The 11881-nt window shown below is 63.9% G+C and carries 11 protein-coding genes and 1 pseudogene; 4 read left to right on the forward strand and 8 right to left on the reverse strand.

What is annotated here, in order from left to right; all coding sequences use genetic code 11:
• The 6 genes and pseudogenes from ABIB26_RS23070 to ABIB26_RS23095 all read right to left on the reverse strand — a co-directional run.
• Positions 1 to 178, reverse strand: a pseudogene (locus ABIB26_RS23070) (AAA family ATPase); the annotation flags it as partial.
• A gap of 48 nt (positions 179 to 226) precedes the next feature.
• Positions 227 to 805 (reverse strand): dihydrofolate reductase family protein, encoded by a 579-nt coding sequence (locus tag ABIB26_RS23075; protein ID WP_354248478.1) that lies wholly within the window; start codon positions 803 to 805, stop codon positions 227 to 229.
• Positions 806 to 1692: 887 nt separating this feature from the next.
• Positions 1693 to 1869 carry a CsbD family protein gene (locus tag ABIB26_RS23080; RefSeq protein WP_091564729.1) on the reverse strand — a complete coding sequence of 59 codons (177 nt, stop codon included), beginning with the start codon at positions 1867 to 1869 and terminating at the stop codon, positions 1693 to 1695.
• Between the two features lie 560 nt (positions 1870 to 2429).
• A complete protein-coding gene (locus ABIB26_RS23085; protein ID WP_354248480.1) occupies positions 2430 to 2576 on the reverse strand; it encodes a lmo0937 family membrane protein in 147 nt (48 codons plus the stop codon).
• Between the two features lie 615 nt (positions 2577 to 3191).
• The gene (locus ABIB26_RS23090; protein WP_354248482.1) at positions 3192 to 3995 is read right to left on the reverse strand and encodes a maleylpyruvate isomerase family mycothiol-dependent enzyme; all 804 of its coding nucleotides are present in this window, start codon (positions 3993 to 3995) and stop codon (positions 3192 to 3194) included.
• A gap of 82 nt (positions 3996 to 4077) precedes the next feature.
• Complete coding sequence (locus tag ABIB26_RS23095; RefSeq protein ID WP_354248483.1) at positions 4078 to 4665, reverse strand: TetR/AcrR family transcriptional regulator; 588 nt, start codon at positions 4663 to 4665, stop codon at positions 4078 to 4080.
• Between the two features lie 72 nt (positions 4666 to 4737).
• Here ABIB26_RS23095 and ABIB26_RS23100 point away from each other — a divergent pair, with 72 nt between their 5' ends.
• The gene (locus ABIB26_RS23100; protein WP_354248485.1) at positions 4738 to 5574 is read left to right on the forward strand and encodes an SDR family NAD(P)-dependent oxidoreductase; all 837 of its coding nucleotides are present in this window, start codon (positions 4738 to 4740) and stop codon (positions 5572 to 5574) included.
• Positions 5575 to 5954: 380 nt separating this feature from the next.
• Here the strand turns inward: ABIB26_RS23100 and ABIB26_RS23105 are convergent, their stop codons facing one another.
• Positions 5955 to 6629, reverse strand: a complete 675-nt coding sequence (locus ABIB26_RS23105; protein WP_354248487.1) for a response regulator — start codon at positions 6627 to 6629, stop codon at positions 5955 to 5957.
• Positions 6607 to 8262 (reverse strand): ATP-binding protein, encoded by a 1656-nt coding sequence (locus tag ABIB26_RS23110; RefSeq protein WP_354248489.1) that lies wholly within the window; start codon positions 8260 to 8262, stop codon positions 6607 to 6609. The genes ABIB26_RS23105 and ABIB26_RS23110 overlap by 23 nt, the downstream gene beginning before the upstream one ends.
• Positions 8263 to 8708: 446 nt before the next feature.
• Here ABIB26_RS23110 and ABIB26_RS23115 point away from each other — a divergent pair, with 446 nt between their 5' ends.
• The 3 genes from ABIB26_RS23115 to ABIB26_RS23125 all read left to right on the forward strand — a co-directional run bounded on the left by ABIB26_RS23115 (position 8709) and on the right by ABIB26_RS23125 (position 11611).
• The gene (locus ABIB26_RS23115) at positions 8709 to 9566 is read left to right on the forward strand and encodes an ABC transporter ATP-binding protein (RefSeq protein ID WP_160670455.1); all 858 of its coding nucleotides are present in this window, start codon (positions 8709 to 8711) and stop codon (positions 9564 to 9566) included.
• On the forward strand, positions 9563 to 10435 hold the full coding sequence (locus tag ABIB26_RS23120) for an ABC transporter permease (RefSeq protein WP_160670458.1): 873 nt from the start codon (positions 9563 to 9565) through the stop codon (positions 10433 to 10435). Before ABIB26_RS23115 ends, ABIB26_RS23120 begins: the two co-directional genes overlap by 4 nt.
• 69 nt (positions 10436 to 10504) lie before the next feature.
• Positions 10505 to 11611 carry an ABC transporter substrate-binding protein gene (locus tag ABIB26_RS23125; protein ID WP_354248491.1) on the forward strand — a complete coding sequence of 369 codons (1107 nt, stop codon included), beginning with the start codon at positions 10505 to 10507 and terminating at the stop codon, positions 11609 to 11611.
• The last annotated feature ends 270 nt before the right edge of the window (positions 11612 to 11881 follow it).

Genomic DNA, 11881 nt, shown 5'->3' on the forward strand with positions numbered 1-11881 from the left:
CGACCAGCGCGTCGAGCTCGGCCTGCACCTCGGACAACGGCCGGGCCGGCAAGGGCCTCGCACCGACGAGATCGCCGACCAGGTCGTCGACGCGCCCCGAACCGGGCAGCTTGAGCTGATCGGCCAGATGGCCGATGGTTTCGCGCAGGTCGTCGAGCGGATTGCGGCTGGCAGCCATGCATCCACTGTAGTACTCGATTCCCGACGTGTGGTGGCAGGGGCGGGTTCAGACGTGCAGGGTGGGCCGGTAGATGAGCTCTTGAGTGTGGCCGTCGAGCGTCCGGCTCTCGATCAGTTCGAGGTCGAAGTCCTGTGCACCATGGAAGATCGGGCTCATTCCGGTCTGACCGGTGATCACAGGGAAGATCGTCACCTGAACGCGGTCGACCAGACCGGCGGCCATCAGTGCCCGGTTCATCGACAGGCTGCCGTGTGATCGCAACGGCACCTCGGACCCCTCCTTGAGCCGTGCGATGACCTCGACTGCGTCGCCACTCACGACGGTCGCGTCCGGCCAGTCGAGCGGTCCGTGCAACGTAGTCGACACCACCGTTGCCGGCAGGTTCCTCATCCGAGCGACCCATGGATCGCGGACTTCGGACTCCTCGCTGCTTGAGGCCAGCACCTCCGCGAATGCCCGATACGTGTTGGCCCCGAAGACCATCCGCTGCTCCTCGCTGTACTGGGCGAGGCGGTGCTCAAGCAGTTCGAGGCCCTGCTTGCCCCAGTAGCCGGTCCAGTTGCCGCTCGCGGCGCCGAAGCCGTCGAGACTGGAAAATACGTCGAAGGTGTAGGTCACTGACATGATGCTCTCCTAGACGCGGTTCTAACTGACTATCACAGGCTGTGCCACGCGGCCAATGGTGTGGATGAGGGCCGACCGTACCATTGACCGCCGGATGGTCGTTTCCGCCCAGACCCTTGACTTGCCGCTACGAAGGTTCATCATCGCCTAGAAGATGGCTTGCGGGTCCGCGGGGCCCTTTCGTTCGAGACCAACATCCGGTTCATGAGGTGCGGGGTCGAATTCCGCTTGGAGGCGGCAGAGTAAGGGGACCGGCGGCGGCGGGGGGGTGGTGCGAACGGTCTCAGGCCCGCACCACTCACCGCCGGCCCCCCGGGCTTCACAGTAGGCGGCCGCCGCAGCGCGCACACGAGTGGCGGGTATTTGCTTTAGCGGTGCAGGGCTACCCACCGGGGTTGGCGCCCGCGGCGTACTTTCCGTTTCCTTGGGCCCATGCTCCCATGCCTGCGCTTTAGACCGACGGCATTCTTGCGGGGATCTCGGAGCCCGGAGCGACGTTCAGCGCGACCGAGAAGGGCAAGCATGCTCGAGGTGATTGCGACCCAGAGCAGTGCCGCGGCAAGGACGATAAGAATCGAGGTCAAAGGATGCATGTGGGTCTTCCAGGGGATACCTCGGTGAGTGAGAATTGCGGGGTCCTGTAGTTGTTGTCCCTTTGTCTGGAGACTTGTCTGCATGTTCTCAGATTCCGTGTACATCCGGAAGTACCTCAAAGACATGGGCGATTTTGGTACGCGTCAGCGGCACTGGGCTACCCACTGCCTTGGCCGACGCGCAGTACAGCACCGCACTGCGCGGCTTTGAGTACGCCATCCCCCTGCTGGGCTGGGGCACAACAAAGGGCGCATCCCCCGTGTCGGAGATGCGCCCTTCGTCTGCGATTCAGGTCAGTCCTTTTTGAAGGCGTCCTTTACCTTTTCGCCGGCCTGCTTCAAATCACCTTTGGCCTGGTCAGCCTGGCCTTCAGCCTGCAGGCTTTCGTCGCCCGTGGCTTTCCCGGCAGCTTCCTTGCCCTTACCGCCGGCCTTCTCGGCAGCGTTCTCAATCTTGTCGCCCAGTCCCATGGTGCTTCCTCCTCTGGTTGGCAGCCGATCAACACGGCCATAAAACCTATCATAAGCATGCTTAGTATCCGGATTTCAAGCCCGGCGCCACGTCCCGACCAGAAGATTGGACGCTGTCCTGACCGGGGATGACTGCGGCCAGGGCTGACCGCAGTCGATTCAGGTCTTCGGTTACTGCTTCCGGCGGCTGCTCAGTCATACCTTTATGCAAGCAGACTCCAGGCGGGATGCGAGCAGGCCAAACGCGATCAGGCTGCCGCAACCGCCGCGTCGGCCTCAGGGCCGTGGGCGAGCAGCGATCCCGCGCCCGGAAAGTCAGAGGCTCTGCTGAAGCCGTCGAGGGAGAGCGCGACCTCAGGGGAGGACCGCCGAGGGGTGCATGCCGAGATCCTGGCTTGCTTCACCGGTGTCACGCCCGAAGCGTGCCAGGACAAGAAAGTTTGCGGGCGTCATGCGGTCATACTGGTTTCGGCTTTCAGCAGAGCGCCTCTTGAGAGGCCCATTGTCCGGGAACTCTGCGGCCCAGCGCTCGCCCCGGTGTCCGGGGGACATGGTTTCGTTTAGACGCGGGACCTGCCGCGGACGAAGTGGAAGATCAGGACGACTACGGCGACAACCAAGAGTATGTGAATAAGCCCGCCGCCGATGTTGGTGAGAAGGCCGAGAAGCCAGAGAACTGCGATAACGATGGCTATCCAAAGCAACATAGGAGTCTCCCTTGTAACGTGGCGTGGACGGAAATGCTTCTTCGGTCTCTACATAGCCACAGGAACAGAACAAAAAGCAAGCACGCTTAGTAATCTTCTCTCGTGGTAATTATGGATAGCCCATCGGGAGGCCCTTTCATATGCCTGCATCATGGACGAATTCGCTGTGTTCCACCGCCGTAGAGGGGCATCCCCCTGCCCCGGTTGATGGTCCAGGACGATTCAATAAGGACAGCGCCCGAGGGCGCTTCAAACTTTTGCTGATTCGCCGGCTCAAGACCTGATTCGGGTGCAGGATGAGCGGGGCTCTCTGATGAAATCCAGGGCCGCAGGCACCGTGGCCGACCGGTGCTGGTGTTGGAGGAGACGGTCGTCAAGAGGCCGAGTCGTTGCGATCTCAGCAAAGGATCCATTAGCGAGACGGGACGGCCGCTTCACCGGGGGTTGGTCGAAGTCCGGCATTCGCGGCTGTGGATTCGATCGCGATGTGGCAGCTTTTTGTGACCGCTCGGTGTCGCACCAGCGCCCGAAATCCGATCCCTAACGGGCGTTGCGGTCACCCAGCTCCTTAGGTGAAGGAGTCGACAAAACCGGGGTCATTCCGGTGCCGACCACCTAGATGATGTTGACGGTGTCCAGGTATTGGGCGGCCAGGCCGGCGTCGCCCTCCACCGATACCTCTGCCTCGCGCCAGGATGAGCGTTGGGTTCCCCAGTCGGGGAGGGAGATGGTGGGGGCCGTAATGCGGGCCGCAGGAGTCCTGGTTCCGGGCTCCGAGAGGCCGTGGGAATCGATCCACCAGCTGCCGCCGCCCGGGCCGGTCAGCGTCAGGGTGAGACCTGCATCGAGGCCCGGCACAGGAGCCATGGCCGTCTGGTTGCTCAGGACCGCTGTCATCCAGGTGAGCACAGCCTTCATCCGTTCGCTGTCAGAGGGTGGGGTGGGCAGCCCCAGCGCCGGAGCCATGTCGTGGCGAAGGTGCGTGTGGAGATCGAACACGAGCGCCCCGCCCACCAGCAGCGCCATGGGGTATTTGCCCAGCTCGTTGAGCTGCATGGGGACGTTCCGCAGCGGCGTGCGCCGGACCAGGCTGAGCATGCGGTCCGCCGTCCGGGTCGAGGTGGCGAACTCGGCCATGACCCGCTCCCTGCTCCAGCTCCGGCGAACCTCCACCGGGCCCTCGTTGGCTGCTTCGAGGCTGGGCTTGCGGGAGGAGAGGACGCCGGCGGGGATGTACATATTGTGGGCAGTGGAGCCGATATGCGCCACCATGTCGGCAATGCTCCAGCCGGCCGCCTTGCTGGGTGCGTTCCACTGGGCATCGGTCAGTCCGCCCACGAAATCGAGCATCACAGCCGTTTCTGCGCGGTATGCGTCCTGGAGATTTTTGAAGTCAGGGGCGGGGAGAGTGTGTGTCATGACGGGTCTGCCTTCTTGAGGTGGGTCTGGATGAGGGCAGCTACGGATGGCCTTGCGGCTGGCGAAATGGCAGCGGAGTGGGTCATAGGGTGCGCACCGCTGCTATTGCGGTGTCGTACAGGTCGAACATCGGCGTTGCTCCCTCGCGCCGAAGCCACTCCTCCGTGGCGGCTTGGAGGCAGGTGATGGCGGTGCCCACGATCGCCCTCGCCTCGAAAGTCCTGTCGCCCGAGTCAGGGATCTTCGGCTCAATCAGAGGGGCCAGCAGGTCGGTCCACCGCGCCTGCTTCTCAGCATGACCGGCCCGGAGCGCGTCGTTGTCGAACAGCATCGAGATGATTTCAAGCCGGCGCTGCGGGGTCGCCTCTATCTCGTCGAGAACCTGGAATGCGTAGCGCAGAGATACCCAGGCGTTTTCATCTGCAGGGCGACCGCTGAGCCTTTCGGCCATGACGTCCCCCTGCTCCGACAGGCCGCTGAGCGCGAGGTCCTCTTTGGTGCGGAAGTAGTTGAACAGAGTGCGCCGGGACACTCCCGCCGCCGCGGCGACCTCATCGACGGTGGTTTCGTTGTATCCCCTCTCGGCAAACAATGCCATCGCGGTCTGGGCAAGGAGCGATCGGACGACAGCCCGGGTCTGCAGGCGGAGGGGAGAAGGCGTTGTAGGCATGCACTGATAGTACAACGGTGCAGTTTTAGAAACAACTTGCACTTTGTGCAGAACCCTGCATAGAGTGTGTCCATGAAAACTATTGACTACAGCACACAGACTGTCATCGTCACCGGCGCCAGCTCCGGCCTCGGAGCGGAATTCGCCCGTCAGCTCGCCGCCCGCGGCTCCAGCCTCGTCCTGATCGCCCGCCGCGAAGACCGGCTGGTTGCCCTCGCAAAGGAACTGACCGCCAAGCACGGCGTCAAGGTCACCACCATTGCCCGCGAACTGGACAGGCCCGACGCCGGCCGCACACTCCGCGCAGAACTCGAGTCCCGGGGGATCTTCGCAACAGGCCTGGTCAACAACGCAGGCTTCGGAACGCACAACCCGTTCGGCGAGGAAGACCCGGAACGCCTCCAGCAGCTCATCACCCTGAACATGGCCGCCCTGGTGGACCTCAGCCACGCCTACTTCGACATCTTCGCGAAGCAGGAAACGAGCATCCTCATCAACGTCGCCAGCCTCCTCGGCTTCATGCCCACGCCCTACCTCAGCGTCTACGGCGCCTCCAAGGCCTTCGTGCTCAGCTTCACCGAATCCCTCTGGGAAGAGGCCCGCGGAACGGGCCTCCGGGTCCTCGCCATCTCACCCGGTGCCATGGCCACGGAATTCTTCGACGCCGCCGGCAGCCAGGCAGCGGACTACGGAACCCGCCGCGCGCGTCCTGAAGACGTGGTGAAGGCGGCCATCGACACCGTGGACAAGCCCAGGCACCGCCCCTCGGTCATCACCAACGGGCGTCCCCTGGCCATCGCCGCCCGCTTCCTCCCGCGAAGCGCCGTCGTGCACTTCATGGGCGCCACCATCCGCCGCAGCAAGCACTCATCCACCCCGCCCCAACAATCCATCCAGCTCGCCCGTTAGGAGCATCATCATGCGCATGGCCTGTATTTGCCGGGTTTGATGTGGTTGGTTGGGGGCGTGGCCAGGTGTAGTCTCCGGTGAGGTTGATGTGGTCCCATCCCAGGGGTGCGGGAAACCGCAGAAGTTCCTGGGGTCTTTCGGTCCCCGGGACTCGAACGCCACACGAATACAAACCACTAGAATAACGGCCGCTGCCGGTATCGGACCCCTAGACGGTCCTCGCGGCCTGAACCAGGCTCCCACGGACCTGCCCCCATCATGGACGGGCAGAACCCGGCTCCGGGCAGCGGGTGTTTTCTGAGCCACGGCGGCGCTTCCGGTCCGCAGATTCACTTGCTTGGGTTGGGAGCTGTGAGATCTTCACCCTGGGTTCCTGCCGTTCAGGGCTGCGGGACAGTGTAGGTGTTCAGCGGCCGGCCGGTGCCGCCGTACGTGAGGTCCAGGATGAGAAGGCCCTTGCGTTCGAGTGCGCTGAGGTAACGCTGGGCGGTCGGGCGGCTGATCCCGAGCCGTTCGGAGATCTCCGCGGCGCTGACTGGACCGCCGGCGGCACGGACGGCGTCGAGCGCTTTTTGCATGGTGGGCTGCAGGCGGGGTGCCGGGGCGGCGGGCCTGATCCCGGCCGAGCGCGCGTTGTAGAGGCTGTCGACGGTTGCTTGGTTGGCGGTTGATGCGGATTCCAGCTCTTGCCGCCAACTTTGGTATGCCTCCAGCTGTGTGCGGAGCCGGTCAGAGCTGAAGGGCTTGACGAGGTAATAGACTGCGCCGCTGCTCATGGCTGACTTGACGGTGGCCAGGTCCTGGGCGGCGGTGATGATGATGCAATCGACCAGGGTTCCGGCCGCCTGCAGGGACCGCAGCAGGGAGAGCCCGTCCTCGTCGGGAAGGTGCACGTCCAGCAGGAGCAGGTCCGGGTGTAGACGGGCGATTGCTTCGCGCGCGGCTGCGGCGCTGTACACCTGGCCCACGCATTCGAAGCCCTCAACCTTGGCCACGCGGGCCGCGTGGATTCCGGCGACCCTGAAATCGTCGTCAACCACCAATGTTTTGATCAATGCCTGCCCCTCCTGTCCTTGTCCGGTGGTGCGGGTTTGCCGGCAGCCACACCTCAAAATTACCGCCGGGTCCCGGGAACACGTCCAGGGTTCCCCCGGCCCGGTGCACGATCCTTGCCACCAGGGCCAGCCCGATTCCGCGCCGCATTCCCGGCCGCGGGTCCTTGGTGGAGTAGCCGTCCACCACCACCTGGTCGATCTTCTCTGCCGGGACGCCGGGGCCGTTGTCGCGCACGGCGATGAAAACGCCGTCGGCGTCGTCAAACTGTACCGTGACCGTGCGCGGCCGGGGCGTGTTGGCCAGCGCGTCCACGGCGTTGTCCAGGAGGTTGCCCACGATGGTCAGCAGTTCCGTCTGGTCAATCTGCGGGTTTTCCAGCCGGGACTCAGGGCTCACCTCGATGTGTACGTCCTGTTCGGTGGCAACGGTGATCTTGGCCAGCAGCAGGGCCGCCAGTTCCGGCGGCGCGATCCTTGCGCGCAGCCCTTCGCCGAGCGACGTGGACATGGCGGATACCTGCGAGACGTAGCTTTTGGCCTGCTCCACGTCCCCCATCTCCAGCAGCCCGTCGACGATGTGCAGCCGGTTGGCGTATTCGTGCTCCAGGGCGCGCATTGCCTCCATCAGGCCCCGGACGGAGTGCAGGTCCCGGACCAGGCTCTCGATTTCTGTGCGGTCCCGCAGGGTGACGACGGAACCGATGCTCCGCCCGGCGCTCGAGACGGGCATGCGGTTGACCACCAGCAGGGCGTCCTGTGTCAGCGCCACCTGGTCGGTGCCGGGGATCTTGCCGGTGAGCAGGTCCCGAAGCCGCCCCTCCGGAATCAGTTCGGCGACGGGTTTTCCCAGCGCCACCCCCTCGATCTGGAGCAGCCGCCGGGCCTCCCCGTTGATCACCGTGACCCTCCCGTCGTCGTCAAGGCCGACGACGGCCTCCCGGATCCCGTGCAGCAGCGCCTCACGCTCTTGCAACAGGGAGGCGATCTCGGCCGGCTCCAGGTTGAAGGTGACACGCTTGATCCGGCGGGAGAGCAACAGCGAAACGCCGACGCCCAGGGCCAGGACCAGCGCCGAGAACCCGGTTATCAGCCAGATGTTCTGGACCTCGTTCTCGAACACCTGGGTCTCCTCGATGCCCACCGACACTTGGCCTATCACCGAGCCGTCCGCCCCGAAGATCGGGGCCTTGGCGTTGGCCGACCTGCCCAGGCTGCCCTGGTTGAAGCCCACGTGGGTTTGGCCGTCCAGTGCGGCGACGGGTTCCTCCAGCTTGTGCCCGATCAGTGCCGGGTCCGGGTGAGAGAACCGGATGCCGTTGCGGTCGGTAACCACGACGTAGGCGGACTGCGCGGCGCCCGTGATCTCCCGGGCGAGCCCGTCGATGATGTGCTTGGGATCCTCTGCCGCCAGGGCGGAGCGGATTTCCGGCATCTGCGCGGTGGTCGTCGCGATGCCCAGGGCACGCAGCTGGTACTGCCGCTCCAGGGTCTGGTTGCTGATCAGCGTGAACAGAAACCCGCCCAGGACGACGGTGAGCAGCAGCAGCGAGAGCGAACCCAGGAGGATCTGGGTGGTCAGGGTCAAGGAAAGACCGCCGGCCCCCAGGCGCGGTGCCACTGACGCGCGGCTCACCGGGATCCGCACCCCGCCCGGGCATTTACCCTTCTGCAGAAAACGCACAAAACGTGCACTTTTGCTGTTAAGGCGCACATCTTACTGAAGACTTCTGGCACGAACAATCACTTTCTAAGCTTTACATAGTTTCCGTGATCCACATCACGCAAGGAAGCGACTCCCAAGGAAGGGATCCGAGTGACGACGGTGTCAGAACGAGAAAAAAGCAGCCCGCAGGCCGGCGGTCCGGCTCCGGGCTGCTGCAAGCCACCCCCGACTCCGGAGGGCCGGCATGGAGCGGGCCTTCCGTTGGCAACGTGCGGCAACTTCACCACCAAAACCGTAGTTTCACGATGCCGTTGAACCGGAAGAAACACCGGACCGTCTCGATTCCCTGACGCACCTGCGCGGCGCGTCTGGTAGCGAGTGCTCACATGAACCGAAAGACAGAGAGGTCTTAGCACATGGATGCTAACCATCACCACCGCCCGCCCGCGGCCCCCGAGAGAGCCGAGGACGCGGCAGGTATCGACATCGTCGGGTTGACCAAGCGTTACCTCACGCCCAAGGGCGAGATATTCACTGCCATCCGGGACGTGAACCTTAAAGTTGAACCCGGCCAGTTCTGCGCGATCGTCGGACCGACAGGCTGCGGCAAGTCCACGACGCTGGCTCAGGTCTCGGGCCTGGAGCAGCCAAGCGCGGGCTCGGTGAGCGTCCACGATCAGATCGTGGACGGCATCACGAAGGGCGTCAGCTACATGTTCCAAGCGGACGCGCTCTTCCCTTGGAAGACCGTCCTGGGCAACGTGCTGATCGGCCCGGTCCTGCTCGGCACGCCCAAGCGCGAAGCCACCGTGCTGGCCATGGACTGGCTGCGCCGCGTTGGCCTGGCCGGCTTCGAGGACCGCTATCCGCACCAGTTGTCCGGCGGCATGCGCAAGCGCGTCGCCATGGCTGCGGCGCTGATCAACAACCCGCGGATCCTGTTGATGGATGAGCCCTTCGGCGCCCTTGACGTGCAGACCAAGGCGATCATGCAGAACGAACTGCTGCAGCTCTGGGAAGAACTGCGCCCCTCGGTCCTGTTCATCACCCACGACCTCGACGAGGCGGTGGCTCTCGCCGACAAGGTGGTCATCATGACCAGCAGCCCCGGCACGATCAAGGATGTCTTCGACATCGATCTTCCCAGACCGCGCGGCGATGTGCAGCAGATCCGCCACGAGGGGCGCTTCCTGGAACTGCAGGGCCGGATCTGGGAATCCCTGAAAGATGAGGTCACCCGGGCCTACAAGCAAACGGCAGGTGCAGCAGCATGACAACGACAACCCACCGCGGCGCACTCACACGCGAGGAGCCGACAGAGCAACAGGACTCCGCCCGGCGCGCCATGAGACGGCGCACGATGTGGATCTGGATCGGGCGGATCGTCGTGGCGGTGATCGTGATCGGGGGATGGCAGTGGTTCACGGCCGTCGGCTGGGTCGACAAGTTCTTCTTCGGCCAGCCGTCCGGAATCTGGACCAGCCTGGTCCAACTCTTCACTGAGGGCACGGCATTTGGCACCATCTGGGAGAACCTCTGGATTACGGTGCAGGAGGCCTTCATGGGCTTCCTGCTCGGCACATTCGTCGGGGTCGTGCTCGGAATCCTCCTGGGCTCGAACAAGTACCTCTCAGCCGTCGTCGGCCCGTACATCCGGATCGTGAATTCAATCCCCAGGATCGTGCTCGGATCGATCTTCATCGTGGCGTTCGGGCTCGGAACCTTCCCGAAGGTGCTCCTCGCGGCGGTGCTGGTCTTCTTCGTCGTCTTCTTCAACGCCTTCCAGGGCGTCCGTGAGGTGGACCAGAACCTGGTCGGGAACGTGCGCGTGCTGGGTGCATCGCCGTTTCAGGTCGCGGTCCACGTGACCATCCCGTCGGCGATGACGTGGATCATCGCGAGCCTGCACAGCGCGTTCGGCTTCGCGATCATCGGCGCGCTCGTCGCCGAAGTGCTCGGCGCCCAGCACGGAATCGGGCTGATCATCAGTCAGGCGCAGGGGACCTTCAATCCCGACACGGTCTTCGCCTGCATGGTGATCATCGCCGTGGTCACCCTCGGCGCGGAATACCTTATCTCCCTGCTGGAGAACTCGCTGCTCAAATGGCGGCCGCCGAGCCGATCTGAAGCACAGGCGATCTGACGTTCGCCGCCGACCATTCCACTTACCCATCACCCGAATCCTCAACATAAACAAAGGAAACGTACGTCCATGATGAAGAACAAGATCTACGCCGTCGGCGCTGCCGGAGTGATCGCACTGAGCCTAGCGGCCTGCGGAACCAGCTCCGGGAGCGGCAGCAGCCCCGCAAGCGGCGGCGCTGCCGGCGACACCAGCTCGATGCCCACCGTGAAGCTCATGGTTGGCGGCATCGACAAGCAGATCTACCTGCCCTACCAGCTCGCTGAACAGTTGGGCTACTACAAGAAGTACGGAGTCAACGTCGAACTCTCGACCGAGCAGCACGGCGGCGTCGGAGCCGAGGACGCGATGGCCTCGGGCCAGGTCGACATGACCGGTGCCTGGTATATTCACACGATCGATTTCCAGGCCAAGGGCAAAAACGTGATCAACCTCGTGCAGCTCTCAGGCGCCCCGGGGGAACGGGTGATGTGCAGCCCCAATGCCAACGTAAAATCCGCAGCCGACTTCAAAGGCAAGACCATCGGGGTCACCGACCTCGGGTCCGGAACCGATGAGCTGACCCAATTCCTCGCCTCGAAGGCGGGTCTCTCGACGAAGGACTACCACACGCTCGCCGTCGGCTCCGGAGCAACCGCGATCGCGGCCATCCAGCGCGGCACCGCCGACTGCGTCATGACCACACAGCCGACCGTGGGTGCCCTCGAGACCAAGAACCTCGCCGTTTCGACGATCGACCTCGCCACCGCTGAGGGAGCCAAGGCCGCCCTCGGCGGTGAGGCGCCGGCCGCCGGCCTCCTGGCACAAGCCGACTGGGTCAAGACCCACGAGGACGCGGCGCAGAAGGTCGTCAACGCACTGGTGGAGACCATGCATTGGATCAGCAGCCACGCGGCAGCAGAAATCGCCGACAAGCTGCCCACCTCTTACGTCCAGAACAGCACCATCAGCAAGGACCAATACGTTTCCGCGCTGGACAAGGACAAGGGTCAGTTCCTGCCCGACGGGATCATGCCCGCCGGCGGCCCCAAGACGATCTTCGACATGGAGAAGACCATCGGCGTCGACACTTCCAAGGTCAACATCTCCGACACGTTCACCAACAAGTACGCAGACGTTGCCAACAAACTGTTGGGCATCACCCCCACCACCACCCCTGCCGGCGCCGACGGGTGACCTCATCTAATCCCACATAAAAGGTATGGGCGTCACAACGCCACCAACCAGTGACACCCCCGATCGGCCTGCGCGGTACCCCCGCAGGCCGATCGAACCTCTCTCCGGCCCCGTCAGATGAACGGCGGAGACGTCCATCGCCCACCCCCCGTCGGACATTCGAAAGCGATGGCCAAGGTGCGCACGTCAAGTTTCTGAGACAGTTTCATCGTTTTATTTCGGTTACGCTGCCAGGGATTCCTGGTCGCGGATCTGGTGGGCTGTGAGGGC

Source organism: Arthrobacter sp. UYEF20 (genome assembly GCF_040546335.1).
Lineage (GTDB): Bacteria > Actinomycetota > Actinomycetes > Actinomycetales > Micrococcaceae > Arthrobacter.